This is a genomic window from Anaeromyxobacter soli, assembly GCF_022808855.1.
In the GTDB taxonomy this organism is placed as follows: Bacteria; Myxococcota; Myxococcia; order Myxococcales; family Anaeromyxobacteraceae; genus Anaeromyxobacter; species Anaeromyxobacter soli.
Genome location: NZ_JAKZLF010000017.1, coordinates 31,693 through 58,304, shown reverse-complemented (window position 1 = coordinate 58,304; position 26,612 = coordinate 31,693). Strand labels below are relative to the sequence as shown.

Annotated in this window: 23 protein-coding genes; 11 read left to right on the top strand and 12 right to left on the bottom strand. The window is 73.1% G+C overall.

All coding sequences use genetic code 11. From position 1 onward, the window contains the following. Positions 1-12: 12 nt before the first annotated feature. Positions 13-1,458: an amidase gene (locus MLV88_RS13295; protein WP_242340163.1), complete on the bottom strand. Its 1,446-nt coding sequence runs from the start codon at positions 1,456-1,458 to the stop codon at positions 13-15. A 1-nt stretch (position 1,459) separates the two neighbouring features. After that, positions 1,460-1,741 (bottom strand): hypothetical protein, encoded by a 282-nt coding sequence (locus MLV88_RS13290; protein ID WP_242361169.1) that lies wholly within the window; start codon positions 1,739-1,741, stop codon positions 1,460-1,462. Positions 1,742-1,813: 72 nt separating this feature from the next. On the opposite strand from MLV88_RS13290, the gene MLV88_RS13285 reads away from it, so the two are divergent. The 4 genes from MLV88_RS13285 to MLV88_RS24850 all read left to right on the top strand — a co-directional run bounded on the left by MLV88_RS13285 (position 1,814) and on the right by MLV88_RS24850 (position 9,060). Next, entirely contained in the window at positions 1,814-3,199 is a 1,386-nt protein-coding gene (locus MLV88_RS13285; protein ID WP_242338877.1) for a sigma-54 interaction domain-containing protein, read from the top strand. 31 nt (positions 3,200-3,230) lie between these two features. Then, complete coding sequence (locus MLV88_RS13280) at positions 3,231-4,178, top strand: Fpg/Nei family DNA glycosylase (protein ID WP_242338875.1); 948 nt, start codon at positions 3,231-3,233, stop codon at positions 4,176-4,178. A 498-nt stretch (positions 4,179-4,676) separates the two neighbouring features. Further along, positions 4,677-6,506 carry a DUF4091 domain-containing protein gene (locus MLV88_RS13275; RefSeq protein ID WP_242355487.1) on the top strand — a complete coding sequence of 610 codons (1,830 nt, stop codon included), beginning with the start codon at positions 4,677-4,679 and terminating at the stop codon, positions 6,504-6,506. Positions 6,507-6,744: 238 nt separating this feature from the next. Continuing rightward, complete coding sequence (locus MLV88_RS24850; protein ID WP_242338869.1) at positions 6,745-9,060, top strand: NADP-dependent malic enzyme; 2,316 nt, start codon at positions 6,745-6,747, stop codon at positions 9,058-9,060. A 395-nt stretch (positions 9,061-9,455) separates the two neighbouring features. Here the strand turns inward: MLV88_RS24850 and MLV88_RS13265 are convergent, their stop codons facing one another. Beyond that, the gene (locus MLV88_RS13265) at positions 9,456-9,845 is read right to left on the bottom strand and encodes a DUF302 domain-containing protein (protein WP_242338867.1); all 390 of its coding nucleotides are present in this window, start codon (positions 9,843-9,845) and stop codon (positions 9,456-9,458) included. Between the two features lie 126 nt (positions 9,846-9,971). Between MLV88_RS13265 and MLV88_RS13260 the strand changes: the two genes are divergently transcribed. Beyond that, positions 9,972-11,132, top strand: coding sequence for an NAD(P)/FAD-dependent oxidoreductase (locus MLV88_RS13260; protein WP_242338865.1), 1,161 nt, complete (start codon positions 9,972-9,974; stop codon positions 11,130-11,132). A 39-nt stretch (positions 11,133-11,171) separates the two neighbouring features. Here the strand turns inward: MLV88_RS13260 and MLV88_RS13255 are convergent, their stop codons facing one another. The 6 genes from MLV88_RS13255 to MLV88_RS13230 form a co-directional block, all read right to left on the bottom strand. After that, the gene (locus MLV88_RS13255; RefSeq protein ID WP_242338862.1) at positions 11,172-12,758 is read right to left on the bottom strand and encodes a hypothetical protein; all 1,587 of its coding nucleotides are present in this window, start codon (positions 12,756-12,758) and stop codon (positions 11,172-11,174) included. 109 nt (positions 12,759-12,867) lie between these two features. After that, positions 12,868-13,641, bottom strand: a complete 774-nt coding sequence (locus MLV88_RS13250) for an outer membrane lipoprotein-sorting protein (protein ID WP_242338860.1) — start codon at positions 13,639-13,641, stop codon at positions 12,868-12,870. An 8-nt stretch (positions 13,642-13,649) separates the two neighbouring features. After that, positions 13,650-14,957 (bottom strand): ABC transporter permease, encoded by a 1,308-nt coding sequence (locus tag MLV88_RS13245; RefSeq protein ID WP_242338859.1) that lies wholly within the window; start codon positions 14,955-14,957, stop codon positions 13,650-13,652. Position 14,958: 1 nt separating this feature from the next. Next, positions 14,959-17,100 (bottom strand): ABC transporter permease, encoded by a 2,142-nt coding sequence (locus tag MLV88_RS13240; RefSeq protein WP_242338857.1) that lies wholly within the window; start codon positions 17,098-17,100, stop codon positions 14,959-14,961. Further along, the gene (locus MLV88_RS13235; protein WP_242338856.1) at positions 17,100-17,813 is read right to left on the bottom strand and encodes an ABC transporter ATP-binding protein; all 714 of its coding nucleotides are present in this window, start codon (positions 17,811-17,813) and stop codon (positions 17,100-17,102) included. Before MLV88_RS13235 ends, MLV88_RS13240 begins: the two co-directional genes overlap by 1 nt. A 106-nt stretch (positions 17,814-17,919) precedes the next feature. Then, on the bottom strand, positions 17,920-18,102 hold the full coding sequence (locus MLV88_RS13230) for a CPXCG motif-containing cysteine-rich protein (RefSeq protein WP_242338854.1): 183 nt from the start codon (positions 18,100-18,102) through the stop codon (positions 17,920-17,922). Between the two features lie 24 nt (positions 18,103-18,126). Here MLV88_RS13230 and MLV88_RS13225 point away from each other — a divergent pair, with 24 nt between their 5' ends. From MLV88_RS13225 to MLV88_RS13200, 6 genes are all read left to right on the top strand, one after another. Beyond that, positions 18,127-18,786 (top strand): Smr/MutS family protein, encoded by a 660-nt coding sequence (locus tag MLV88_RS13225; RefSeq protein ID WP_242338852.1) that lies wholly within the window; start codon positions 18,127-18,129, stop codon positions 18,784-18,786. Positions 18,787-18,885: 99 nt separating this feature from the next. Continuing rightward, complete coding sequence (locus tag MLV88_RS13220; RefSeq protein ID WP_242338850.1) at positions 18,886-19,320, top strand: hypothetical protein; 435 nt, start codon at positions 18,886-18,888, stop codon at positions 19,318-19,320. 288 nt (positions 19,321-19,608) lie between these two features. Then, positions 19,609-21,903: a BACON domain-containing protein gene (locus MLV88_RS13215; protein WP_242338848.1), complete on the top strand. Its 2,295-nt coding sequence runs from the start codon at positions 19,609-19,611 to the stop codon at positions 21,901-21,903. A 190-nt stretch (positions 21,904-22,093) separates the two neighbouring features. Further along, positions 22,094-22,351, top strand: coding sequence for a hypothetical protein (locus MLV88_RS13210; RefSeq protein WP_242338846.1), 258 nt, complete (start codon positions 22,094-22,096; stop codon positions 22,349-22,351). A gap of 208 nt (positions 22,352-22,559) precedes the next feature. After that, complete coding sequence (locus tag MLV88_RS13205) at positions 22,560-24,791, top strand: lytic transglycosylase domain-containing protein (RefSeq protein ID WP_243337669.1); 2,232 nt, start codon at positions 22,560-22,562, stop codon at positions 24,789-24,791. Between the two features lie 186 nt (positions 24,792-24,977). Continuing rightward, positions 24,978-25,364: a cupin domain-containing protein gene (locus tag MLV88_RS13200; RefSeq protein WP_242361049.1), complete on the top strand. Its 387-nt coding sequence runs from the start codon at positions 24,978-24,980 to the stop codon at positions 25,362-25,364. Here the strand turns inward: MLV88_RS13200 and MLV88_RS13195 are convergent. Genes MLV88_RS13195 through MLV88_RS13185 form a run of 3 tightly spaced genes read right to left on the bottom strand, consistent with a single transcriptional unit; the run spans position 25,361 to position 26,582 of the window. Then, positions 25,361-25,672 carry a DF family (seleno)protein gene (locus MLV88_RS13195; RefSeq protein ID WP_456298408.1) on the bottom strand — a complete coding sequence of 104 codons (312 nt, stop codon included), beginning with the start codon at positions 25,670-25,672 and terminating at the stop codon, positions 25,361-25,363. The two genes, MLV88_RS13200 and MLV88_RS13195, sit on opposite strands and share 4 nt — an antisense overlap. Positions 25,673-25,677: 5 nt before the next feature. Continuing rightward, positions 25,678-25,920: an anti-sigma factor family protein gene (locus tag MLV88_RS13190; RefSeq protein WP_242338838.1), complete on the bottom strand. Its 243-nt coding sequence runs from the start codon at positions 25,918-25,920 to the stop codon at positions 25,678-25,680. Continuing rightward, on the bottom strand, positions 25,914-26,582 hold the full coding sequence (locus MLV88_RS13185) for an RNA polymerase sigma factor (RefSeq protein ID WP_243337665.1): 669 nt from the start codon (positions 26,580-26,582) through the stop codon (positions 25,914-25,916). The genes MLV88_RS13190 and MLV88_RS13185 overlap by 7 nt, the downstream gene beginning before the upstream one ends. Between the last annotated feature and the right edge of the window lie 30 nt (positions 26,583-26,612).

The window sequence follows — 26,612 nt, the reverse complement described above, 5'->3', positions numbered from 1 at the left end:
CCTGAGCGGACGTCACCGTCCGGTCACGGCGGCGACGGGCACGGCGGGGGGTGAGAGCTCGGGGCGGGCGAGATGGTGCTGCGTCTTCGCCTGGAAGAGGGCCGCCACCGAGAGGAGGCGCCCCTCCTCGAGCGGAGGCCCGACGAGCTGCAGCGAGAGGGGCAGCTTGCCGGAGAAGCCCATCGGGAGCGCCACCGCCGGGAGCCCGGCCACGTTGCCGGCCGCGCCGAGGGGGTCGGGGCTCTCCGAGATGGCGTCGAAGTTCTCCTCGACGCGCGGCGGCACGAAGGGGACGTTGGGCGCGAGGACGAGGTCGAAGCGCGAGAAGAAGCCGGCCAGCGCGCGCTGGATCTCGCCGCGGACGCGCATCGCGCGCACGTAATCCGAGGCGTTCGCCTTCGGCAGGTAGTCCTCGGGGCTCTTCGTGCGGTGCGAGGCGTCGGCGAGCTCGCGCGTGCGGCCGGAGCGGATGAGCTCCTCGAAGGCGGTCGCCGCCTCCGCCTCGATGAGGAACCCGGCGAGCGCCTCGTACGGGAGGTCCGGGAGCGCCGCGGGCTCGAGGAGCGCGCCCGCCTCGCGCAGCACTCCCTCCGCCGCGGCGAACGCCTCGCGCGCGCCGGCCGCGGGCTCGGGCGGCTTGTCGGGGAAGCCGAGCACCGCGACGCGGAGCCCCCGCGCCACCTCGGGACGGATTCGCTTCACCGGGGGCGACGAGATGGCGCTCGGGTCGCGCGCGTCAGGCCCCGCGATGACGTCGAGCACCAGCGCGCAATCCCGCGCGCTGCGCGCCATCGGCCCGAGCTTGTCCATCGTGTACGAGAGCGCCATCGCGCCGTGGCGCGGGACGACCCCGTAAGTCGGGCGGAGCCCCGTCACGCCGCAGAACGCCGACGGCCAGGTGATGGAGCCCCAGGTCTCCGAGCCGATGGCGAACGCGACGAGCCCCGCCGCCACCGCCGAGCCGGCGCCCGAGGACGACCCGCCTGCCCATCGAGCGAGATCCCAAGGCGTGCGGCACGGGCCGTTCAGGGCCGCCTCGCCGGTGTGATAGCCGAGCCCGCCCGCGAGCTCGACCATGGAGAGCTTGCCGAGCAGCACCGCTCCCGCCTGCGAGAGCCGCGTGACGATCGCCGCGTCGCGGTCGGGCACGCGGCCCGCGTAGGGCGCCGCGCCGAAGGTGGTGCGGATCCCCTTCGTGTCGACGAGGTCCTTGAGGCCGTACGGCACGCCGTGCAGCGGCCCGCGCCAGCGGCCGGCGGCGAGCTCCGCCTCCGCCGCGCGCGCCTCGGCCAGCGCGCGCTCCGGCGTCACGGTGACGAAGCAGCCGAGCCGCGCCGCGTGCGCGTCGATGCGCGCGAGGTACGCCTCGGCGAGCTCGACCGGCGAGAGCTCGCGGGCGCGGAGCTTCTGGGAGAGCGCCTGGACTCCGGAGAACAGGACGTCGTCGGAGACGGCCACGCTAGGCTCCCGGGCGCGCCGGGGCGGCGCGGAAGACGAAGGCGGGCTCGGCGTCGAGGGCGAGCGGGAACGCGCGCAGCGGCGCGATCACGTCCGGGCCGGGCGCGGCGCGGGCGGGCGCCGGGGCGGGCGGCGCGCCGGAGGGGTCCGCTCCCTGGCTCGGGGCGCCGGGCGCGGCGGCGTGCACGCCCGCGCAGCCCGCGGCGAGCGCGGGGGCGAGCGCCATGATCCGCAGGAAGTCGCGGCGAGGTGTCGCGGTCACGGCCGGTTGGCTGTCGTCCATGCCGCGTTCCTAGCACAGCGGGGCGCCGCCCGCCGCCGCCTCCGCCGGGACAGGTGCTAACATCTCGCCTGCGTGCCCGAGCTCGCGCCGATCCCCCTGCCCTTCCTCGGCCTCGACTCGGTGGAGACCCTCCGCCGGATGGCGGACGCGCTCCCGGACGGGCTGTTCCTCACGGATCGCGAGGGGACGGTCACGTTCTGGAACCGCGCCGCGGAGCGGATCACCGGCTGGCCCCGGAGCGAGGCGATCGGCCAGCGCTGCTCGATCCTGGCCGGAGACTCGGTGAACGGCTGCCCCTGCGGCGCCGGGCTCCTGAAGTGCGGGGTCGCCGAGCGATCCCGCTCCTCGCTCTGCTGCACGATCCGCAAGCGAGACGGAGCACCGCAGCTCATCGTGAAGAACGCGGTCCCGCTCTTCGCGGCGGACGGCCTGCCGGCGGGGACGCTCGAGACGTTCACGGACGTGGCGAGCGCACCGATCGCCACCGCGCCGCCCGCCGGACCCGCCGAGCCCGCGGCGCTCCGGGACGACGGAGCACCCGCCGGGGAGCTGTGCGGCCTCGTCGGTGGTCACGAGGTGATGCGCGAGCTCTTCCGGATGATCGCGCTCGTCGCCCGCACCCGCACGACCGTGATGATCACGGGCGAGAGCGGCACCGGAAAGGATCGCGTCGCCGAGGCGATCCACCGCCTGGGAGATCGCGCCCAGCGGCCGCTCGTGCGCGTGTCGTGCGCTGCGCTCGGCCCGGCCGCGCTCGACGTCGAGCTGTTCGGCGACGCCGACGGCCGGCGCCGCGGCAAGATCGCGGAGGCGGACGGCGGAACGCTCGTCCTCGACGAGGTCGGCGACGCGCCCCCCGCGGTGCAGGCGAAGCTCCTGCGCGTCGTCGAGGAGCGCGCGTCCGGCCGTGCTGGCGAGGAGCGCCCCCTCGCGGTGGACGTGCGCCTCCTCTGCACGACGCACCGGGACCTGCGCCCCTTCGTGAAGGACGGGCGCCTCCGCGCAGACCTCTACTTCCGGCTGGCCGCGTTCCCGCTCCGCGTCCCGCCCTTGCGGGAGCACGCCGAGGACGTGCCGCTGCTCGCGGAGCGCTTCCTCTCGGAGCTCGGCTCGGGGCGCGGCCTGTCGAAGGACGCGCTGCGCCTCCTGCGCGCGTACCCCTGGCCCGGCAACGTCCGCGAGCTCCGGAACGCGCTCGAGTACGCCGCGCTGCGCGCCGGGCCGGGCGAGCTCCGGCCGGAGCACCTCCCGCGGGACGTGCTGGGGTTCCGCGCGGAGCGCCGGTCCGCGCCGGGCGCCGCGCCCGACCCGGAGGCCGAGGCGCGGCGCGCGCTCGTCGAGGCGCTCGAGCGGACGGGCTGGAACCGCACGCAGGCGGCGGAGCTGCTCGGCGTCTCGCGGGTCACGCTCTGGAAGCGGATGCGCCGGCTCGGCATCGCCGACCCGGGCGAGCGCTGACGGCGGCGCGCCGCTCGGGCAGGATTCCCCCGTGCCCGAGCTGCCGGACATCGAGGTGTACGTCGAGGCCGTCGCTGCGCGCGTGCAGGGGAAGCCGCTCCTCGGCGTCCGGCTCGGGAGCCCGTTCGTGCTGCGCTCCGTGGACCCGCCGCTGGAGGAGGCCCGCGGCAAGCGCGTCGAGGCGGTGCGGCGCGTGGGCAAGCGCGTCGTGCTCGCGCTCGAGGGCGAGCTGTTCCTCGCGATCCACCTCATGATCGCGGGCCGGCTCCACTGGCGCGACGAGGGGGCGAAGCTCCCCGGCCGCGTGGGGCTCGCGGCGCTCGACTTCCCCGGCGGCTCGCTCGTGCTCACCGAGGCGGGCACGAAGCGCCGCGCCTCGATCCACCTCGTGCGCGGGGCGGAGGCGCTCGCGGCGCTCGACCGCGGGGGCCTCGAGCCCCTGGGCGTGGATCCCGGCGCGTTCCGCGCGGCGCTCACGCGCGAGAACCACACCCTGAAGCGCGCCCTCACCGACCCCCGGCTCTTCTCGGGGATCGGCAACGCCTACTCGGACGAGATCCTGCACCGCGCCCGGCTCTCGCCGGTGACCCTCACCTCTCGGCTCGGCGACGAGGAGATCGCGCGGCTGCACGCGGCGACGCAGGCGGTGCTCTCCGAGTGGACCGAGCGCCTGCGCCGCGAGGCGGCCGGCGGCTTCCCGGAGGGCGTGACCGCGTTCCGTCCGGAGATGGCCGTCCACGGCCGGCACCGCCAGCCGTGCCCGGTGTGCGGGACCGCGGTGCAGCGCATCGTGCGGGCGGAGAACGAGGTGAACTACTGTCCGCGGTGCCAGACCGGCGGGCAGATCCTGTCGGACCGATCGCTCGCGCGGCTCCTCAAGGAGGACTGGCCTCGCACGATCGAGGAGCTCGAGCGGAACCCCGCGCTCGGCGCCACGCGCCCGCCGCCCGTGGCGGCGCGGAGAGGGAAGAAGCGCTGAGGAGAGGGAGGGGCGGAGTGCGGCGGCGAGAGCGCGTCTGAACTCGACCGCGACCCCGACCCCGACCTGACCGCCCGGCCGCGGCCCCCGCCCGCAGCGCGCCGCTCCACAGCACTCGCCGACTCGGGCGGCCATCACCGCGATCTCGATCTGTCGGGCCGCCCGGCCACGACGGGCCCCCCTACCGCGCAACAGTCCCCGACTCATCGGTGCTCCAACGTTCTACCGAGCGCCCGCCCGTCCTGCTGCCTCCGGAGTGCTAGCTCGCTGGTAGGATCTGCGTGCTGGACGGCGCGCTCACGGCTCCTCTGCAGCCTCTTTTTCGCCCGCCTCGTCGATCGTGCCCCCTCCTGGGAATAACGATCGGCCCCCCTCACGTTCGGTTCGCGTTGGGCCGCTCGCTGCCTCGCCTGGTGTGCAAGCGGCTCCAAGGTGCCTCCAGGCACGCACACCGAGGCGGGTGCCCCCAAGGGCCTGCCGCAACGACGAGGCGAGCACGTGCCCGAGCCGACGCAGCGCCCCATCCGCCGAACCGCCCTTCTCCTCCTCGCCGCAGCCGTCGCCGCACCGCTCCCTGCAGCCGCCGCGCAGGTCTGGACCGCGCTCGCCGCGGAGAAGATCCGCCCCGGCTCGACCGCGAGGTCCGACTCGAGCGCGCGGATCTCCGCCGCGCGGAACGAGTTCGAGGCCTTCCAGGTGGTCGTCACCGGCGCGGCCACGAACGTGCGCGCCACGGCGAGCGAGCTGACGGGCCCCGGCACGATCGGCGGCGTCCGTCTGTACCGGGAGGCGATCATCCAGGTGCAGACCGCCTCGGCGCTCGACGGCGCGACCGGACCCTGGCCGGACGCGCTCGTGCCCGACGTCGACGAGGTCGCCAACGAGCGGCGGAACGCCTTCCCGTTCAGCGTGCCGGCGAGCGAGAGCCGGGCGATCTGGGTGGAGGTCTTCGTCCCGCCCGAGGCGCCCGCCGGCGACTACACCGGCAGCGTGACCGTGTCCTGGGACGGCGGCTCCGCGACGGTGCCGGTGACGCTCACGGTCTGGCCGTTCACCCTGCCCTCCACCGCGTCGCTCAAGACCGCCTTCGGCTTCACCTACGGCGCCATCCCGAGCGGCCACGGCGTCTCCGCCGCCGACGCGTTCGCGGCGATCCGAGCGCGCTACGGGCAGCTCGCGCTCGATCACCGCATCACCCTGTCCCACGTCGACGACGGCAGCTCCGCCCTCGACCACGCCGACGCGCTCTACGGCCCCACGCTCGACGGGACGGCGCCGACGTCGCTGCGCGGCGCGCGCATGACCGCCTACGAGCTCCTCTACGACCCGAAGAGCTGGTCCTCCTTCTTCGACGGGAAGGGCTGGCTCGACCGGCTCTTCCAGTACACCTGTGACGAGCCGCCCCTCACCTGCGCCTGGTCGGACATCCCCCGACGCGCCGCCGCCGCGCACGCGGCGAACGTCCGCACGCTCGTGACGACGTCGATCCAGGAGGCCGACGCGAACGGCGTCACGAGCGCCATCGACGTGATCGTGCCGGTGATCAACTACCTCGACGATCGGGAGGGGACGTTCGCGGGCAACCAGCGCTCGAAGTACGACGCCTTCCTCGCCGCCTCGCCGCGGCGCGAGATCTGGGGCTACCAGAGCTGCATGAGCCACGGCTGCGGCGGCACGGTGAACTTCGGCTCGCCGTCCTCGTCCGACCGCTACTTCACTGGCTGGCCGAGCTACATGATCGACGCCTCCGCGGTCCGGAACCGGGCGATGGAGTGGCTCTCGTTCCGCTACCGGCTCTCCGGCGAGCTCTACTGGGAGACGGCGTACGCGTTCACCCACGACGCCTGGACGAACCAGTGGGACTTCAACGGGAACGGCGACGGGACGCTCTTCTACCCGGGCACGCCGGCGAAGATCGGCGGCGCGACGCACATCCCGATCGCCTCGATCCGGCTCAAGATGATCCGCGAGGGGATGGAGGACTACGAGTACCTGAAGCTCCTCTCCGACGCCGGCGACGACGCGTTCGCGCGGCAGATCGCAGACTCGCTCTTCCCGAACGCGTACTCCACGGAGGTCTCGCCCGCGGCGCTCATGACCGCGCGCGAGCAGCTCGCCAGGCGGATCATCTCGCTCGGCGCGACGGCCCCCACGCCGCCGGGCGATCCGGCGCCGCTGCCCCCCTCGCCGCCCTCCTCGCCGCCGCTCCAGGCCGGTGCCGCGGGCACCCTCGTCCGCGGCGGCTGCGCCGCCGGCGGCAGCTCCGGGCTCCTCGCCCTCGTCGGGCTGGTCGGCACGCTGCGCTTCCGCCGCCGGCGGGCGCGCTGAGCGCGCGCGAGGAGGCACACTCACGGTGAGTGAACGCGGGCGTGCCGGGCGTCTCCGGCACGCCCGCTCGTCCTCTCGTGCCCCCCGAAAGCCGCAGCGCGTCGCTGCGCCACGTCGCGTCAAATGTGGAGCGCTCAGGTGCGGTTGCGGTCCGGTGCCGGGGTCGTCGCCTTGACACTACCGGGCCATGTGCGTTGTGTTCGCGCACCACCCTTACGCAAAGCGCGAAGGAAGGACCATGGCCACGGACTTCACCCCGCCGAAAAACCCGCCGTCCGCACCCATCCCGAAGAAGAAGATCCGGCGGGAGGACGCGCTCGCGTACCACTCGTCCGGCCGCAAGGGGAAGATCGAGGTCGTCGCCACGAAGCCCATGGCGACCGCGCGCGATCTCGCGCTCGCCTACAGCCCCGGCGTCGCCGAGCCGTGCCTCGAGATCGAGAAGGACCAGGATCTCTCCTACCTGTACACGGCGCGCGGCAACCTCGTCGGCGTCATCTCCAACGGCACCGCCGTCCTCGGCCTCGGCGACATCGGCGCCGCGGCGGGCAAGCCCGTCATGGAGGGCAAGGGCGTCCTCTTCAAGCGCTTCGCCGACATCGACGTCTTCGACATCGAGGTCGACCAGAAGGACGTCGACGCCTTCTGCAAGGTGGTGAAGGCGCTCGAGCCCACCTTCGGCGGCGTGAACCTCGAGGACATCAAGGCGCCGGAGTGCTTCATCATCGAGGAGCGGCTCAAGCGGGAGATGCAGATCCCGGTCTTCCACGACGACCAGCACGGGACCGCCATCATCTCGGGCGCCGCGCTCCTCAACGCGCTCGAGCTCGCCGGCAAGGACATCGCCAAGGTGAAGGTGGTCGTGTCCGGCGCCGGCGCGTCCGCCATCGCCTGCACCAAGTTCTATCTCTCGCTGGGCGTGCGCCGCGAGAACGTGGTGATGGTGGACACGAAGGGCGTCATCTACCGCGGCCGCACCGAGGGGATGAACGAGTGGAAGGCGGAGTTCGCCGCCGAGACCAAGGCGCGCACCCTCGCCGACGCGATGAAGGGCGCGGACGTCCTGCTCGGCTGCTCCGCCAAGGGCATGGTGGACCAGGACATGGTCCGCTCGATGGCGAAGGACGCCATCGTGTTCGCCCTCGCGAACCCCGACCCGGAGATCAGCTACCCCGAGGCGAAGGAGGCGCGCCTCGACGTCATCATGGCCACCGGGCGCTCCGACTACCCGAACCAGGTGAACAACGTCCTCGGCTTCCCCTACATCTTCCGCGGCGCGCTCGACGTCCGCGCGAAGGGGATCACGGAGGACATGAAGATGGCGGCGGCCCGCGCGCTCGCCGCCCTCGCCAAGGAGGACGTGCCCGACTCCGTCTCGCGCGCCTACGGCGGTGAGAAGTTCCGCTTCGGCCGCGACTACATCATCCCGAAGCCGCTCGACCCGCGCGTGCTGCTCTGGGTCGCCCCGGCGGTGGCGAAGGCCGCGATGGACACCGGCGTCGCCAGGCAGAAGATCGACCTCGGCGAGTACCGCGACCGCCTGCGCAAGATGCAGAGCCGCGCGAACCAGGTGATGGGCTCCATCACCTCCAAGGCGAAGAAGAAGCTCACGCGCATCGTCTTCCCGGAGGGCCACCACCCGAAGATCCAGCAGGCGGCGGAGATCCTGCGCGAGGAGGCGATCTGCGAGCCCGTGCTCCTCGGCCCGGTGGACGCCATCCAGCGCTCCATCGCCGACCAGCGGCTCGACGACCTCGACGGCGTCACCGTCATCGACCCGATGACGAGCGACCAGTTCAGCCGCTACGTCGCCCGCTACTGGGAGATCCGCCGCCGCCGGGGCGTGACCTTCGAGGAGGCGCAGCGGCGGGTCCGCATGCGGAATTACTACGCGGCCGTGATGGTCGAGCAGGGCGCGGCGGACGGGCTCGTCACCGGCCTCACCTCCGGCTACGCGGCCGCGGTGCGGCCGGCGCTCGAGGTGGTCCGCACGCGGCCGGGGCAGCGCGCCGCCGGCGTCTACATCGTGGTCACGAAGAACGACTTCAAGTTCTTCGCCGACTGCACCGTGAACGTGGACCCGTCCGCCGCCGAGCTCGCGGAGATCGCGCTCACCACGAGCGACCTCGCCCGCTACTTCGACGTCGTGCCGCGCGTGGCGATGCTCTCGTACTCGAGCTTCGGCTCCGCCGCGGGCGACAGCCCGCGCAAGATGGCGATCGCCACGGACCTCGTGCGGCAGCACAGCCCCGACCTCGAGGTCGACGGCGAGATCCAGGTCGACATCGCGACGAACACCGAGGTCCGCGTCCCGGAGTTCCCCTTCTCGACGCTCAAGGACAACGCGAACGTGTTCGTGTTCCCGAACCTCGACGCCGCGAACATCTGCTACCAGATGCTCGCGAACGTCGCGGGCGCCGAGGTGATCGGCCCGGTGCTCATCGGCATGCAGAAGCCGGTGAACGTGCTGCAGATGGGCTGCTCGGTGCAGTCGATCGTGAACCTCGCGGCGATCACGGCGCTCCGGGCGCAGGGCGAGAAGTTCCTGTTTTGAGCTGATCTAACGGGGACTGCGTCCCCGCCCCGCCGACGGCTGACCGCCGTCGGCGGGGCCCCACCCCCGCTCGGCGGGGCCCGTGAACCTGCGCGCCCGCGTTCGCGGGTGCGCGCAGGTTCCCCGCCGGAGGGGCTTCGCCCCTCCCGCGCTTCGCGCGGGGCCCTCCCGCGGCGGATGGGCCCTTGGGGCCGAACGAACCGCTCTCGCTCACCCACGGTGAAGCCGCAGGCTTCTAGCAGCCGTCGGCGTCGTTGCCGTTCTCGTTCGCCCCGTCACGGGGGCGAGGGGGCATTCCTCAAGTGGGTACGCCGAGCCGCGGGAACAGCACCCGCTGCAGGAGGATCCAGCCGGCGAAGAACAGGACGAACAGCAGGAGATCGTTCACTTCACGCCTATCCGATCTTCTCGAGCACCCGCTCGAGACGCGCCCGGACCTCGCCCGCGATCTCGCCCAGCGCGGGCTCCGCCGCGGCGATGGTCTGCATGGGATCGACCGCGCGCACCACGACCTTGCCGTCGTCGCGCTCGTAGACCGCCACGTTGCACGGCAGCAGGACCCCGACCTCGGGGACCGCCGAGAGCGCCCGGTGCGCCAGCGACGGGTTGCAGGCGCCCAGGATGCGGTACCTGCGCCAGTCGACGCCCAGCTTCTCCTTCAGCGTCGCCTGGACGTCGATCTGCGTCAGCACCCCGAATCCCTCGCCCTTCAGCAGCTCGGGGACGCGCTCGAGCGCCTGATCGAACCCCCAGCTGCTCACCTTCTCCATTCCGATGCTCGCCATGGCCCCTCCCGTTCAGGCGTGGTCCGAGCCACCCGCGCTCGGAACGGTTCCTCGCCGAAACGAACTTGCGCCCCGTGGCTCCCACGCGTCAGCGGCGCGTCGCCGCCCCCGGAAGGAGTCCTCGCGATGTCCAGGAGCGTCCTCGTGCTGGGCGGCGGCTTCGCCGGCCTGGAGAGCGCCATCCAGTTCCGGCGCCGCGGCTACGACGTCACGCTCGTGACGGAGCGTCCGTACCTCTTCATCTACCCCACGTCGATCTGGATCCCCACCGGCGAATCACGGTTCGAGGACGCGTGTCTCGACCTCGAGACCGTCGCCCGCGAGCGCGGGTTCCGGCTCGTCGTCGGACGCGTGGACGCCGTCGACGGCGCGGCGAAGCGCGCGACGGTCGGGACGCAGACGTACACCGCCGACCACCTCGTGCTCGCGCTCGGGGCCTCCCGGCTGCGTCCTCCCGGCATCGAGCACACGCAGACGCTCGGCGGGGATCCGGAGGGCACGCGCCGGTTCAAGGACGCGCTGCAGGCGCTCGTCGCGCGCGGCGCCGGCCGCATCGCCATCGGCTTCGGCGGGAACCCCAAGGACGGCTCGGCGGTCCGCGGCGGCCCGGCCTTCGAGATGATCTTCAACGTGGACACGCTGCTCCGCCGGCGCGGCCTCCGCGACCGCTTCGCGCTCACGTTCTTCGCGCCGATGCCGCGGCCCGGGGAGCGGATGGGCGCGCGGGCGGTCGAGGCCGTGGCGCGCATGTTCGCGAGGCGCGGCATCGAGAGCCGCTACGGGAAGAAGATCGCGGCGTTCACGGCCGAGGGCGTGTCGCTCGAGGACGGGGCGCGCATCGACGCCGACCTCGTCGCCTTCATCCCCGCCGGAGACGGGCACCCCGTCGCGAAGGCCTCCGCCCTGCCGCGCAACGAGGCGGGCTTCGTCACCGTCGACGCGGGCTGCGCCGTGCCCGGGCTGCCCGGCGTCTGGGCCGTGGGAGACGTCGCGGCGCTCGAAGGGCCCGCGTGGCGGGCCAAGCAGGGCCACCTCGCCGAGGTCATGGCGCGCACCGCCGCCGCGAACGCTGCGGCGGTGGACGGCGGACGGCCGGCGCGCGCCTCGTACCTCGCGCACATGGCGATCGTGTGCCTCATGGACACGGGCGACGGCGGCGCGTTCGTCTACCGCGACGACGCGAAGGAGCGGCTCGTGCCGCTGCCGGTCGTGGGCCACTGGGCGAAGAAGCGCTGGGCCGCGTACTTCAAGGCGCAGAAGCGCGGGCGCGTGCCGCGCCTCGTGTGAGCCCGGCGCGCCGCGCGGGGCTGCGGCCCCGTCACGGCGTCAGAGGCTCACGCGCAGCGCGACGCCGAGCTGGACGACGGGCGGCGGGACCGAGATGGTGACGTCCGGCGGAAGGCCCGGCGCCACGTCGGAGAGCGGCACGTCCACGCCGAGCCGGAACTCACCCCCGCGCGCCCCGAAGGACGCGGCGACGAAGGACTCGACGCGCAGGTAGGTGAGCGCGAGCAGCGCGTGGTCGAGCCGGGCGACGAAGCTCCGGTCGGACAGGTTCCCCAGGACGGAGACCGTGAAGGTCGTGTCGTTCCAGGTGCCGGGCGAGGGCAGCAGCACGAACGCGCCCGCGTAGTGGCGGCCCAGGTAGAAGGGGCGGAACGCGGTGGGGTCGCGCTGGCGGAGCGGGGCGGAGGGATCGCCGGTGAGCTCGGGCGCCCCGGCGAGCAGGAACGGGTAGACGTCCTTCGAGTCGTAGCCGGCGTCGTCGAAGGAGTACTCCGCGCCGAGCGTGACCGTGTCCTCGTCGCTGTACTTCGCGGACCAGCTCCCGCCGACGACCGCGGCGGGCGTGAAGCCCTGCGGATCGACGCGCCCGAAGCGGGTGACGAGCGGCGCGCCGGGGCTCACCTCGCGCCAGCGGGGCGCGTCGCGGCTCGTGCGGAGCGCCGCCTCGGCGTAGACGTCGAGGTCCCACACGCCGGCGGAGGCGTCGATCCCGAAGCGCGGCCGGTGCCCGTCCTGCGTGAGCGCGTCCGCGCCGAGCTCGACGGTGCCGAGCACCACCTCCGTGCGGCCGCCCACCCCCACCCGGCCGAGCCTGTTCGTGGGCGTGTCCACCCCCGCGGCGTCGTCGAGCAGCGCCACGCCGTAGGCGTTCCAGCCGCGCCGCTCCCAGGGGACGTGGACCTTCACCATCGTCGTGCCGGTCCGCTCGTCGAACACGGCGAGGGGATCGCGGCGGACCGGGTGGAGGTAGTCGGTCGGGTTCCAGAACTTCCCGACGCCCCACTTCACGTGCTGCCGGCCGGCCGTCACGAAGACGCGCCGGGCGACGTCGAAGTTCACCCACAGCTGATCGAGGACCGCGCGCGGGCCGCGCACGCCCGCGGCGATCCCGCCCGTGGAGGTGCCGTAGCCGAGGATCCCCTGCTCCGCCGCGGAGAGGGAGGGCGCCCCGGAGGTCACGGGCGCCGTCGGATCGTAGCGCATGCGCCCGAGCACGAACGCCCGGACCCGGTCGTTCGGCCGCGCGTCGAGCCACAGGTCGAGCAGGTTCGGCGAGGAGAGCGCCCAGTCCGCGGGCGGAACGTCCTCCTGCCAGAGCGCCTGCGCGCGCAGGTAGAGCTGGCCGCCGATGCGCAGCGTCTCCGCCTCGGCGCGGTCCACGAGCCGGCCCGCCGGCGGCGGCGCCGCGTTCGGGGAGCCGGTCCCGCCGAACAGCTCGGCCTCCTCGGGCCGCGCGGGCGCGGCGGGCTCCCCGGGGCGCGGCGCGGGCTCCTTCGGCTCCTGCTGCGCGGCCGCCGGCGGCGACTCCGCGGGCGGCTTCCCGAAGAGCTCGTCCTCCGTGGGTCGATCCTGCCCGAGCGCCGCGGTGGCGGCGGCGAGCGCGACGAGCGCAGCTGCGATCCTCATCGGCCTCTCCATTCCATCGCGACGCCGGCGACGCGGGTTCGTCTCGACCGCGCCAGCCCGCCCCCGCCCCCGCCCCCGCCGCCGGCGGCCGGCGGTCGGGTGGCGGCCCTCACCGGCTCTTCGACTCCAGCCACGCCTTCGTGAACAGGTTCGCGGCGAGCGGGCGGAGGTCGATCTCCTTGATGAGGATGAGCGTCGAGTTGCCCTTCTCGATCTCGTCGAAGAGCCGCATCTCCTCGGGGTACCAGACGTCCGCGCCCTTCGACGGCGAGAACACCTTCTTCCAGCGCGGGTAGTAGGCCGTGCGCATCAGCCGGCCGGAGAGCGCGAGCTCCTGGCGTTTCAGCACGTTGAGGGTCGCCTGGTCCACCCACAGCCGCACCTGGGGGAAGGCCACGTCCACCCCGGGCTTCGCGACGAGCAGGATCCGGTGGACGCCGTACACGCCGAGCTTCTCGTCCGCCTCGAACTTCGCGTCGTACTCCTCGACGAGCCGCGACTCGTCGAGGTCGCCGCGGCGCGTGTCGGTGCCGCCGATCCGCTCGCGCTCGGTGCGCCGCTCCCAGCGCCCCACCGCGGGGTCGTAGAGCCAGAGGTTCTTGTCGATGCGGAGGTAGCCCTTCCCCGCCTCCGCCCGCGGCTTCGTGAAGAGGAACATCTGCTTGTCGTCCTCGTCGCGCCGGTAGACGACGAGCTCGTAGACGACGTCGGTCTTCCCCTTCTCCTTGGCCTCCATGTAGCAGAGGGCCTTCCAGTCGCCGGAGTTGCGCTGCCGCTCGTCGATGGTCGCGACGACCTTGGCGAGCTCCTGCGGGGTGAGCGCCGCGGCGGGGCCGGCGGCGAGGGCGGCGGCGAGCGCCAGGAACGCGAGGGCACGGTGCATGGGAGGGCTCACCCGACGTGGTGCATGGCGGTGACGGGCTTCAGGCGCGCGGCGCGGCGCGCAGGGAACACGGAGGCGGCGACGGCGATCGCGGCGAGGACGAGGGCGTCCGCCGCGATGGCGCCCGGATCGAGCAGGAAGCGGAGCCGCTCCTGCGCGAGGAACACCTGCACCGCCTCGGGGAGCGCGATGCCGGCGGCGTTCACGGCGCCCGCGACGGCGAGGGCGACCGCGACGCCGGCGGCCGTGCCGAGCAGGCCGAGGAGCGCGGTCTCGAGGACGAAGAGCCAGAGCACCTTCCGCCGCTGCATGCCGATGGCGCGGAGCGCCCCGATCTCGCGGGTCCGCTCGCGGATGGCGATGGCGAGCGTGTTGAGGATGCCGATCACGACCACCACCATGAGGATCACGACGAGGAGCCCGGTGACGACGCGCAGCGCCAGGATGAACTGCTTGAACTGGCCCATCTCGTCGTCCGCGGTGGTGACGTCGAGCTTCTGGCCGGTCCAGTCCTCGCTCGGCACCGTCTGCATGAGCTTCATCCAGTAGGGCTGCGCCTCCGGCTCCATCACGCGGTAGCCCGCCTCGGCGAGCGCCGTCCTGAGCCGCGCGGCGACGCGCGCCGCGTCCCTGGGATCGCGCAGGTACAGGTGGATCGCGCCGGTCGTCGCGGGCGAGAGCCCGTACAGCTCGCGGAGGGTGTCGGCCTGGATGAACGCCGAGAACGCGGAGAGGAGCCCCACGTTCCGCGCGATCGCGGCGACGCGCACGTCGGCGGTGTTGTTCACCCCGCGCGCCGTGGGCGCCGAGAGCGTCAGGACGTCGTTCACCTTCAACTTGAGCCGCTCGGCCTGGCCCTCGAAGAGGAGCACCGTCCCCGGCTGCGCGAGCGCCTCGAGGTCCCCGTCCACGACGTGCAGCACCTTGCGGAACGTCGGCTCGTGCGCGACGTCCACGCCGGCGAGCACGAGGTCCATGGAGACGTGCTCCGAGACCGCCTTCGCCCAGCCGCGGCCGCGCACGGTGGCGTAGTCCAGCTCCGGCACCTTCGCGCGCACCGCCTCGAGGACGCGCGGGTACTGCGACACGAGCGGCGCCGCGCTGCCGCTCGTGATCTTGAAGAACCCGCCCACGTTCACGTGGCCGGTCATGAGGGTCGTGGCGGACTGCATCATCGCCGACTCCATGCCGGCGGTGAGCGCGCCGAGGAGGACGAGCAGCGCCGTGACGGCCGCGAGCGCGCCGCCGAGGAACAGGTTCCGCCGGGTGTGGCGGGCGAGGTTCCGGCCCGCGATCATGAGGTCGACGCCGAGCACGCTAGTCCTCCGTGGCCATCGCCTCGACGGGCGTGACGCGCATCGCGATGAGCGCCGGGTAGAGCGCGGAGAGGATCGCCACGAGGAGCACCACCGCGAGCGAGCCCCCGACCGCGAGCGCCCCGAGGCGCGGGAACAGCGCGGGCCCCGAGAAGACGAAGTAGAGGAGGTCGGTCACCGCGGGGATCCCGCCCGCCGCGCGGATGCCCCACACCACCGCGCCGCCCAGCGCCGCGCCGGCGAGCCCGAAGACGAGCCCGACCGTCGCGATCTCCACGAGGAGCATCGTCACGACGAAGCGGCGCTGCGTCCCGATCGCCCGCATCGTCCCGATCTCCTTCACCCGCTGCAGCGTCGCCATGACCATCGCGTTGTTGATGATGACGAGCGCGATGGCGAAGAAGATGACGACCGCGGTGAAGAGCACGACCCGCAGGAGCGTCACGAACTGCCCCACGAGGCCGGCCGCCTCCTGCCAGTCCACGACCTTGAGCCCCAGCCCGGCGTCCGCGATCGCCTTGCGCACGTCCTTCTCGGTGCGGCGGAGCAGGCGCGGGTCGTCGAGGATCAGCGCCGCGTTGAGCGCCACCCCGTGCTCGAGCTCCTCCTGCGAGTACACGTGCGCCGCGAGGTTCGCCGCGCTCGCCCGCTCCTCCTCGCGCCGCTTCACGAGCGCGCCCTCGTCGATCTCGGCGACGTGCGCCTCGCCGACGAGCCCGCCGTCGGCGGCGCCGAACAGCTCCGCCTCCGCCCGCTCGCGGTCGATCTCGCGCGTCCCCATCGACTTCTGCAGCGCCCGGATCTCCGCCGCCTTCTCGGCGGTGAGGTAGCCGTACAGGTCGCGGAAGCTCATGAGGTCGAGGACGCTCATCATGCCGGCGATGCCCGAGCGCTCGATCCCCTTGAACTGCAGGAACCCGTAGACCTTCACGTTCACCGAGCTGAAGTAGCCGCTCTTCGAGGGCGCCTTGATGGTGATCGTGTCGCCGACGTCGATCTGGTAGAGGCGCAGCTTCGGCGCCACGACGTCGTAGAAGATCCGGTACTGCCGGTCGAAGCTCTCGTCGGTGGCCGCGAACAGCCGCCCGAGGAGCGCGTCGAGCGGCTCGGCCGCGGGCGCGCCGAGCGCCGGGCGGAGCTCCTGCGCGAGCGCGTCCGCGCGGAGGGGATCGAGCTGCAGCAGGATCTCCCGGATGCCGCTCCGGTTCTCGCGCACCCAGCGCTGCAGCTCCTCGTCGCCGGCGATCCGCCGCCCGCGCAGGTCGCGCGCGTCCTTGATCTGGTCGAGCCGCCGCGCGTTCTTGAGCTTCAGCCACTCCTCGGCGTACTGCTTGCCGACGAGCACGCCGCGCTGGCCGGTGGGGATCCGCTCCCCCTTCACCACCTCCGCGAGCGGGAAGGCGCGGAAGAACGCGTCCACGTCGGTCCCCACGTAGCGCAGGAACGTGAACGCGGTGTCCATCGCGAGCGGCGCCACGCGGTTCTCGAGGAACTCCAGGCTGCCGTAGCGATCGCGGTCGAGGTCGCGCCAGAACGCGTCGGTGGCGGCGCGCTGCAGCGCCTCCCACTCGCTCTTCCGCTCGGCCGCCTCGCGCCCCTCCGGATCCGAGATCTCGCGCGCCTGCGCGATCTCGTCGCGCAGGAGCTGGACCATGCGGCGCACGTGCGCCGCGTGGGCGGCGTAGTCGCGACGGAGCTCCGGCCCGTCCTCGCCCCCCTCCAGCCGCCGCACGTCGCCCCGCAGCCGCTCGAGGGCGAGGTCGAACGCGTTGCCGGTCGCGACCAACGCCTGGTCGATGCCCATGGGCACGACCTGCTTCACGTTCGGCACCTGGCCGAGCACCGCCTTCACCCGCGAGAAGTCCTCGATGGGCTCGAGCAGCGACTCGCCGCGCAGCCCGCCGTACAGCTCGAGCGCGCCCTCCGAGCGCGCGTCGTACACCTGCAGGTGGCCGCCCAGGCTCCCCTGGATGGAGGTGCGCATCCCGCGGTCGATCGAGTCGAGCACCGACGAGCCCACCACCACGATGAGCGCGCCGACGAGCACGATCGCGCCCAGGATCCCGGTGCGCACCGGGCTCGCGAGGAGGTTCCGGAAGGCGATGCGCAGGAGCACCCGCGCCGCGTCGCGCCGGGGGGCCATCAGCGCCCTCCCGCGCGCCGGGCGGCGTCGAGGTCCTCGCGGCTCGAGATGCGCCCGTCCTCGATCCTGACGAGCGCGCTCGCGTGCGCCATCACCTTGGGATCGTGCGTCGAGAAGATGAACGTGGTGCCGTCGCGGCGGTTCATCTCCTTCATGAGGTCGATGATGTTGCCGCCGGTCTCGGAGTCGAGGTTCGCGGTCGGCTCGTCGGCGAGCACGAGCGCGGGGCGCGTCACGAGCGCGCGCGCGATGGCGACGCGCTGCCGCTGGCCGCCGGAGAGCTCGCTCGGGCGGTGGCGCGCGTGCTCCGCGATCCCGACCGCGTCGAGCAGGGCCAGCACCCGCTCCGCCCGCTCCTTGCGCGTCTGGCCGCCCTGCAGGAGCAGCGGGAACTCGACGTTCTGGAAGACCGAGAGGACCGAGACGAGGTTGAAGCTCTGGAAGATGAAGCCGATGGTGCGGAGCCGGAGCTCGGTGAGGGCGCGCTCGGAGAGCCGGGCCGTGTCCTGCCCGGCGACGATGACGCGCCCCGCGCTCGGCGTGTCCACGCAGCCGACGAGGTTGAGGAGCGTCGTCTTGCCGCTGCCGGACGGGCCGGCGATGGAGAGGAACTCGCCCTTGCCGACCGCGAGCGACACGTCGCGCAGCGCCGGCACGACGGTCTTCCCCAGCATGTAGTCCTTGGAGACGTGCTCGACGGAGACGATGGACATGATGGCGCCTTCCGATTCGGCGGGGCGGGAGCCGCGCGGCCCGCCATTGTGGCAGGTGCGTGTTGCGCGAGTGTGAACTTCCCGCGCTTCCATGCCACGTCGGGGGTCAGTCGTCCACCCGCGCGAGGCCGACCGCGAACCCGCCGGGCTCCTCCTCGCGCGCGTGCACGGTCCACGGCCGGCAGCAGACCGGGCAATCCTCCACGTACGTCTGCTCCTCGCCGCCGCCGGGATCGACGAACACGACGACCCACTCGCCGCAATAGGGGCACTGAACCTCGATGTCCACGCTACGCGCAGTTATAGTCGGACGGTGGGGAAGAAGCCGTTCAACAATCCTTTCGGCAAGCTGAAGGACCTCGCGAAGGCGGCGCCCCCCGCGCCGCGTGCGCCGCCGCCCCCACCTCCGCCGCCGCGCCTCGCGCCCGAGCCGACCGAGGAGGAGCTGTGGGAGGTCGCGCTCTCGGGCGTGCGCCCGCTCGACCCCGGGCACGGCGTCGCGGCCCCCCCGCCCCCGCCGCCCGCGGCCGGCACGTTCTGGCACCCCGACCTCGAGGCCATCGACGAGCTGCGCGCGCTCGTCTCGGGCGACGCGCCGTTCGATCTCGCCGACACCGACGAGTTCATCGAGGGCCGGATGTCCGGCCTGGACGCGAACCTCGCGCGCAAGCTCCGCCGCGGCGAGTTCGCCGTCCAGGGGCACGTCGACCTCCACGGCATGACGCGGGACGAGGCGAAGGGCACGGTCGAGGACTTCCTCCGCCGCTCGCGCCAGGCGGGGAAGCGCTGCGTGCTCATCGTGCACGGCCGCGGCCTCCACTCGAAGGACCAGCTCCCCGTCCTCAAGGACGCGCTCAAGACCTGGCTCGCCACCGGCCGCTTCGCGCGCCACGTGCTCGCGTTCGCGAGCGCCCGCCCCGTGGACGGCGGGGCGGGGGCCATCTACGTGCTCCTCCGCCGCGCCGGGCGCTGACCGCGCTGCGCCGCCTTCGCCGCAAGTCCGTTGTCATCCCGCATCGATCGGCATATTGCTCGATGACCGCACGCCTCTTCGGCTGCGCGAAGGAGCGACATGGCGGCGAGAACGACGAGGCGGACCATCGACGAGGCGATCGAGGCGGCGGTGGAGGCAGCGATCACCCGCGCGCTCCCATCCCTCCGGCGGGCCATCGACGCCGCCGTGGCGGCGCGCGCGCACACCCAGGCTCCCGCCGCCCCGAGGCGCGCCGCTCGCCGGAACGTCGCGGTCGCGGTCCCGCGAGCCGGCGCGATCACGCGCTGGGTCGCGGATCACCGCGCCCGGCGCGTCCCGACCTTCGTCATCGAGGCGACCGGGCTCGACACGAAGAAGAAGATCGTCGCGCGCTACGGCGAGAACGCCGCCTTCGCGAAGGGCAAGCCGCTCCCCCACGTGAAGCTCGCGCAGGCGACCGCCGAGCCGGCGAAGGCGGAGCGCGTCGTGAAGGCGAAGCCGCCGATCGTGCGGAGGGCGGGGGCGCCCACGTAGTAGCTCGCCTTCGCCGCTTCGGGCGGTGCGCCGCGATCAGGTCCTGCAGGCGCCGTCCTGGCACGTCTGCCCTTGGGCGCAGGCCTTCAATTGCGGGCAGGGGGGCGGCCGGCGTCTTCGCCGGATCTCCCACATCTCCGCAGCGCATCGCACGCGCGGACACGATGGCTCCGCTTCACCCCCGGTCGCTGCACGCACGGTGTTGGCGAAGCAGCGCGCCATCTGCTACCAGTCCTCCGACCCTGCGGGTCGCGCCTCCGCGGCGTACCCCATCGTCGAGGGGGATCCATGCGCATTGCGGCAAAGTGGTCGTGCGTCGTGCTGGCGGTCGTGGCGGCGGGATGCAGCAGCGGCTCGTCGTCCGGCTCGGGTCCGCGTCCCGGAGCGCCGGGCGCCTTCACGCTGAGCGCGAACTCGGCGTCCTTCTCCGTGCTCCAGGGAACGACCCCGCCCTCGAGCGTCAGCTTGAGCCTGCAGGTCACCGGTGACGGGGTGACCTACGTCGGCGCTGGCTACCGCAACGGCCAGACCCAGCCGAGCTGGCTCGGCATCACCATCCCGTGCCAGGGCCGGTCGTGCAGCGTCGTCGTCTCGATCCTGACCACGTCCATCGCGCCCGGGCAGTACTCGAGCACGTTCGCGGTCGGCACCGCCGACGCGAACGGAAACGTGCTCGCGTCGCAGGACGTGACCGTCACCTTGACGGTGGCGCCCCGGATCGCCATCACCGGGACCGCCTACGCGTCCACGTTCACCTACGGCGGGACCCGGACGCAGGACTCCGTCTCGCTCGCCGTGCGCGCTCCCGGGCGCGACTGGACGGTGTCCACCGACGCGAGCTGGCTCCGCGTGCCGACCGGCGTGCAGAGCGCGGACGCGACGCTCGCCGTGAGCGTGGACGTGTCCGGCCTCGCGCCGGGCAAGTACCAGGGCCGCGTCTCCGTCACGAGCACGGCGAACGCCCAGGACACGGCGAGCCTCGCGTTCTCGGTCGAGGTGACCGCTCCCGTCCTCTCCGTCACGCAGACCGCGATCGTCCTCGGCGGCGCCGATGGCCTGTCGAGCGCGCCGCAGCCCCTCACGTTCACGCTCGGCGCCGGCTCGGCCGGCCACCCGTTCACGGTGGAGCCGACGACGGCCTCCGGCGGGTCCTGGCTCGTGTCGAGCTCCACGAGCGGCACGGTCGACGCGGCCGGGGTCACGCTCCAGCTCACCGCGAACGACGCGGGGATGATCGGCGGGACCTACACCGGCCAGGTCAAGGTCACCGTCACCGTGGGCGAGCTCGTGCTCACGAAGACGCTGCCGGTCACGTTCAACCGGGAGGCGAACCTCCTCGTCGTCGGCGCGGCCGGCGTGGGGCTGTCCTCCTCGCCCTCGCGCTCGGTGCTCTCGCGCGCCGTCCCGGTGGTGAGCCCGACCGGCCGTACCGACGTCCCGTGGGACGCGACCTCCGACCAGGCGTGGCTCACCGTGACCTCGTCGGGCGTCACGGGGCAGGCCGTCACGCTCTCGGCCGATCCGACGGGCCTCGCCGCCGGGACGCACTTCGCCACGGTCACGGTCGTCTCGTCGGATCCGTCCGTCGAGAACACGCAGACGATCCGGGTCGGCCTGACCGTCCTGAGCGCGTCACCGGTGGACACGAGCCTCTCCATCGCGGCGGTTCACGCCGCGGCGAGCCCCGTCGAGCCGATCGTGTTCCTCAACAACGGCGGCGCGGATGTCACGGGCTATGACGTCTACGCTGCGACGGCGGTGCGGACGTTCACCGGCGTCGTCGCAGCGGCCGGCGCGATGACGGTGAGCGGTGACGGCAAGACGCTCTTCGTGTACGACAAGACGAACTTCAGGGTCACCGCGGTGGACTCCGTCACCGGCTCCATCCTGAAGCAGTACGTGTCCACGCCCCTGTCCGGGACCACGCCGTACGGCGGTGGAGTTGCGTGGTTCCAGCCGGGCGGCTCGCCCACGCTCGTCACGCCGTCCTCCCGCATGTACGACCTCGCGACGGGCGTCGAGCACACGGCCCGGTTCAGCGCGGCGATCTGGGCCCAGAGCCTCGCGACCTCCCCCGACAGCGCCTACGTCGCGGCCGACTTCGGGAGCGTCGACAAGGTGAAGCGCACCGCGCTCGCCGGGGGCGGCCTCGTCGTGAGCGACGCGTTCAACGGCCCGGTCTCCGGCGCCGACGGCCAGGCCTGCATCAGCGGAGACGGCCAGATGGCCTACTTCGCGAGCGGCGGCATCTACCAGTTCCCCGGCGTGAGCGTGGTGACGCACACGCAGACCCAGGTGCTCCCGGGCACTGCCTACCCGAACTCGGTCATCTGCCTCTGGAACGGCATGGTCATCGGAGGCACGGACTCCTACTACGACGCGACGGACGTCTGGATCTACGACGGGCCGACCGGCAGGGAGCTGGCGAGGCGGAGCTCGTCGTCGAAGACGAGCTATCGCGCACTGCTCGGCCGGGGGCTCGCGGCCTCCGCCGACGGGACACGGCTCGTGACGCTCGTCGGCCTCGGAGGCTACTTCACGCCGGGCGAGGTGCGCTTCCAGACGCTGCCGACGCCTCCGTAGCGCTCGGCGGCCGGGCCAGGAGAGCCTCGCTCCGGGTGAACTGCTGCGACGCGGTCCCCCCGGAGGTGATCACGTTCGGTTGCTTCCGTGGTCCCGAGTCATAACCTCCGCTGATGAAGCATCCGTTCTTGCGTGTCCCGCTCGCCGGCCGTTCGGGCGCACGATTCCTCCCCAACGCAGGGAGGACACGGTGCATCAGCCGAACACGGTCGGGCAGGGGTCGTACTCTTCGGGTCAGGTCTTCGCGACGATCGGCATCCTCGTCGCCCTCGCGATCATCGTGCCCATCGCGGGCATCCTGATGATTCCAGGCGTGCTGCTCGGCGCCATCGGCCGCACGGTCGTCGATGCCGCGGCCGCGCTTCGCGCCCAGGGCGGGCGCGAGCGCGCGGCGGACGGAGCGACCCCGGCGGCCCGGACGCTCGGCGCCGCGTATCCATCTCCGTGACCGTTCGTGACTCGCGGGCGGTGGCGGCTCGACGCCGCACCGCCCGCGCCGAACGGTCGCCGATGTAAGCACCTCGCGGCCCTGCGCGCGGGCTGTGGGAGTGACGCGCGCGGATCGATCGGTACACTGATCCTCATCCGTGCAAGGAGTGACGAGGCATACCGGCTCGCATCGGCTCACCCTGCGATCCGGGCGTCGCTGGCTGGCCTTGCTCGGCGCCGCGATGTGGGCGGCGGCGGCGTCCGCGCAGGAGGCCGAAGGGGATGCTCCCGTCGCGGAGAGCCAGCTCGAGGATTTGCTGGAGAGCACCTCGCGGTCGCAGCCGTCGCCGACGCACCGTTACACGGACGCGGATCTGGCGCCCTACTTCGGCTCAGGCGAGCTCGCCGAGGCCAAGGCGCTCTTCGACCGGGGCCGCCACGCGCGAGCGCGGGCGATGCTGCGCGGAGAGCAGCCGCCGGTGCGCTACCTGCGCGCGCTGGCCGCGCTGGCCGACGATCCCGCCGCGGCGGCGGCGGAGCTTCGCGCGCTCGCCGACGACTACCCGCGGATGCGGGACCACTGCCTCTTCCACGCGGCGCGCGCCCTGGAGCGGCTGCGGAAGCGCCGCGCCGCGGCCGACGTCTACGCGCAGGTGAGCCCCGGCTCGACGCTCTTCGCCGAGGCGCGGCTGGGCCGGTCGCGCGTGCTCGAGCGTGGGCTGGAGCTCGACGGAGCGCTCGAGGCGCTGCTCCCGCTGCGCGAGCTGCCGGCCATCCCTCGCCACGACGGCGTCCGGCGGAAGGCGCTGCTCGCCTCGGCGCGGTTGTGCCAGAAGAAGGGCGACTACCGCTGCGAGCACCGCGCCATGCTCGAGCTCTGGGCGACGAGCCCCCTCTCGCCCGAGGCGAAGGTCGTCTGGGAGCGCCTGAAGGAGCTCCCCGTCCCGAACCGGTGGCGGCTGCGGCGCGCCGAGTCGTTCCTCGCGTTCCACGACAACGTCGAGGCCCTGCGGCTGGCGCGGCAGGTGAAGGCCCCGCTGCCGGACGAGGACGCCTGCAGCGCGTCGTTCGTGATCGGCAACGCGCTCCGGAAGGAGCGGCAGCACCGCAAGGCCGCCGCCGCGCTCGCACCGATGGTCGAGGCGTGCAAGGGCTCCGAGCTCCGCCCCCAGGCGATGTACGTGCTGGGCTACTCGCAGTCGGTGTGCGGGCAGGACGCGGTGCGCACCTACGAGGCGCTGGCGCGCGAGTACCCCGATCACCCGTTCGCCGACGACGCGCTGTTCTTCGCCGCCGAGCTCGAGCTGCGCGGCGGGAGGCGCGCTGCCGCCCTGGCGCGGCTCGAGCAGGTCGCCGTTCGGTACCCCACCGGCAACTTCGCCGCCGAGGCGCTCTTCCAGCTCGCGTGGCAACACCGCACCGCCGGCGCCCACGCCGAGGCGCTGGCCGCGCTCGACCGGCTGGATCGCCTGCCCGGCCTCGGACGCGACCAGCGGCTCCGCTCTCGCTACTGGCGGGCCCGGACGCTCGCGGAGAAGGGCGACGCCTCGGCCGCGCGAGCCTTCGCCGCGCTCGCCTCGGATCATCCGACGGAGTGGTACGGGCTGCTCGCCCGCGGGCGACTCCCCCAGGACGTGGTGCAGACGGCCTCCTTCTCCGCCGCCTCGTCCGGCGGGGCGGCTCCCGTCTGGCCGCTGGAGGCCGGTCCTCTCGGCGACGACCCGAGGTTCCTCGCCGGCGTCGAGCTCCTGCGGATGCAGCTGCCGGAGGCCACGGCCGAGCTGCTCGCCCTCGATCGACGCAACCTGCCCGAGGACGCGGCGCGCCTCCTCGTGGAGGCCTTGCAGCGAAGCGGGAGCGCGAACGCCGCGGCCCTCGTCGCTCGCACCACGCTCGGGCCCGCGCTGAAAGGCGGGGTGGACGACCGCACCGCGGACGTCTGGCGCGCGACGTATCCGCTGCCGTTCCGGGAAATGGTCGAGCAGTGGGCGAAGGCCTCGAGCCTCGATCCGGACCTGCTGCAGGCCTTGATGCGCGAGGAGAGCCGCTTCAATCCCTCGGCTCGCTCGACGACGGGGGCGCTCGGCCTCACGCAGCTCATGCCGCGAACCGCCCGGGACGTCGCGCGGGGGCTGAAGCTCGGCCGCGTGAACCCGCGCATGCTCCACCGTCCTGGACTCAACATCCGGCTCGGGGCCGCGTACCTCGCGGAGCTGCTCGCGGAGTTCGAGGGCTCGACCGCGCGGGCGGTGGCGGCGTACAACGCCGGCCCGGTCGCGGTGTGGCGGTGGGTGCGGGCGAGCCCCGACGAGGAGCTCGACGCGTGGGTCGAGCGGATTCCCATCTCGGAGACGCGCGACTACGTGAAGCGTGTCCTCGGGAGCTACGGGGCGTACCGCCTCGTCTATGGCAGGTCGCGCGGCCCCCAGAACGATCGCGCGGCAGCGCCGCCGCACTGAAGGCGCTCGGCTCGCGGGGGAGCCCGTCCGTGAGGGCGACCCCGGTCAGGGCCAGTCCAGAGTCATGCCGGTGCGCGGCAGCCGGTGAGCCAACGCTTTCCGACGCGATTGAATGGCCGCGTGGACTCCTCGCGCGCACGTTCCCTACCTGCCGAGCCGCACTTCTTTCTCGGAGGTCTCGAAACCATGCGCGTGGCCAAGGATGACGTGGAGGTGAAGCTGCAGGTCCCCGGTGCCGTTCTCCGCCAGAGGACGGACATGGGCGACGCGACGGGGCTGGGCAGGATCAGCGGGGAGTACTTCTCGCTCGCGGCCGGGGTGGACACGACGGCCCTCTTCCAGGGGCTCGAGGGCAACCTCTGCCAGTGCCCGCACTGGGGCTACGTGCTGCGCGGCGAGCTGACCACCACCGACGCGGCTGGAAAGCAGGAGACGGTGCGCGAGAACGACCTGTTCTACTGGCCCGCCGGACACAACGTGAAGGTCACGGTCGACGCCGAGCTCATCATGTTCAGCCCGCAGCGCGAGCACACGCACGTGATCGATCACATGCGGAAGAAGGTTGGAAGCTAGCCCGCACGGTCGCGCGACGCCGCGGACCGCAGGGCAACCTCGAGGAGAGATCGCGGGGGCACGCCCGCGAGGCCGTAGAGGCGTCAACCGACGCCGACGCCCGGGGGTGCGTGCGGATCGACGTCCACGCCGTCCACGAGCACCGTGGGTGAGCCGCGGAACCCGAGGCGCTCCGCGTCCTCGAGGGTCCGCACGTGGACGATCTCGATCGACGCCTCCAGCGCGAGGGCGGCGACCACGTCCTGCAGCAGCGCGACCGTCTGCTCGCCGTGACCGCAGCCGGGGCTCATCTGGACCTGGATGGTCATTGCCATCACGACCTCCTCGTCTGCTTCCAGTCGTCGAAGCGCCGGAGCAGCTCCTGCTCCAGGTCGGGCGACAGCTCGGGCACGGGCAGCGCGCCGAGCGCGGCCGCGGTCGCCTTCACCTGCCGGACGTACCGGCGGCAGTCGCGGCACATGCCGATGTGCACGCGGAACCGGAGGCGATCCACGAACGAGAGGTTCCCCTCCGCGTAGTCGGTGACGAGCTCCGTGAGCTCCTTGCAGGTCAGCATGGGCGTCCGCCTCGCATGTACGCCTCGAGCGCTTGCCTCACGCGCGTCCGCGCGCGGTGGAGGAGCACTCGCTGGTTCGTCACGGTGAGCCCGAGGAGATTACAGATCTCATCCGTCTCGAGACCCTCCTCGTCGCGGAGGACGAGCACGGCGCGCTGCGTGGCCGGCAGCGCCGCCACTGCGACCTCCATCACGCGGCGGGTCTCGGCCTCGAGCGCCAGCCGCTCCGGGGTCTGGTCGGTCCAGCCGACCGGGGGGTCGCGCCAGCGCCCGGCGGCGTCGAAGCGCTCGGGGTCCACGCGCTCCTCGGGACCCGCGTCGGCGAGCGCCGAGAACGGGACGCTCCGGCCTTCCCGGACCGCCCGGCTCCGGGCGCGGTTCGCGAGGATCCGGTAGAGCCAGGTCTTGAACGACGCGCGCTCCTCGAACCCGTCGAGGCCCTCGAGGACGGCCATCCAGGTCTCCTGGACGACCTCCTCCGCCATCGAGCTCTCGCGGGTGAAGAGGCGGGCGAGGCGGAGCAGCCCTCCACCGTGCCGCCGCACGAGCGCGGCGAACGCGCCCCGGTCTCCGGCTCGGATGCGCCGTACCAGCTCGGAATCGTCGAGCTCCGCTGCACGCCCTTCGGCAGCATCATCGCCCGTGGTGGTCGCGCTCCGCATCGGAGGCGCTCGATGTTGTCGGCTTTCGCG

Excerpts from the sequence above, each read along its gene's own strand:
- MLV88_RS13215 (WP_242338848.1), top strand. The coding sequence starts at position 19,609 with ATGCGCATTGCGGCAAAGTGGTCGTGCGTCGTGCTGGCGGTCGTGGCG.
- MLV88_RS13185 (WP_243337665.1), bottom strand. The coding sequence starts at position 26,582 with ATGCGGAGCGCGACCACCACGGGCGATGATGCTGCCGAAGGGCGTGCA.
- MLV88_RS13190 (WP_242338838.1), bottom strand. The coding sequence starts at position 25,920 with ATGCTGACCTGCAAGGAGCTCACGGAGCTCGTCACCGACTACGCGGAG.
- MLV88_RS13255 (WP_242338862.1), bottom strand. The coding sequence starts at position 12,758 with ATGAGGATCGCAGCTGCGCTCGTCGCGCTCGCCGCCGCCACCGCGGCG.
- MLV88_RS13220 (WP_242338850.1), top strand. The coding sequence starts at position 18,886 with ATGGCGGCGAGAACGACGAGGCGGACCATCGACGAGGCGATCGAGGCG.
- MLV88_RS13240 (WP_242338857.1), bottom strand. The coding sequence starts at position 17,100 with ATGGCCCCCCGGCGCGACGCGGCGCGGGTGCTCCTGCGCATCGCCTTC.
- MLV88_RS13265 (WP_242338867.1), bottom strand. The coding sequence starts at position 9,845 with ATGGCGAGCATCGGAATGGAGAAGGTGAGCAGCTGGGGGTTCGATCAG.
- MLV88_RS13235 (WP_242338856.1), bottom strand. The coding sequence starts at position 17,813 with ATGTCCATCGTCTCCGTCGAGCACGTCTCCAAGGACTACATGCTGGGG.
- MLV88_RS13200 (WP_242361049.1), top strand. The coding sequence starts at position 24,978 with ATGCGCGTGGCCAAGGATGACGTGGAGGTGAAGCTGCAGGTCCCCGGT.
- MLV88_RS13260 (WP_242338865.1), top strand. The coding sequence starts at position 9,972 with ATGTCCAGGAGCGTCCTCGTGCTGGGCGGCGGCTTCGCCGGCCTGGAG.
- MLV88_RS24850 (WP_242338869.1), top strand. The coding sequence starts at position 6,745 with ATGGCCACGGACTTCACCCCGCCGAAAAACCCGCCGTCCGCACCCATC.
- MLV88_RS13290 (WP_242361169.1), bottom strand. The coding sequence starts at position 1,741 with ATGGACGACAGCCAACCGGCCGTGACCGCGACACCTCGCCGCGACTTC.
- MLV88_RS13250 (WP_242338860.1), bottom strand. The coding sequence starts at position 13,641 with ATGCACCGTGCCCTCGCGTTCCTGGCGCTCGCCGCCGCCCTCGCCGCC.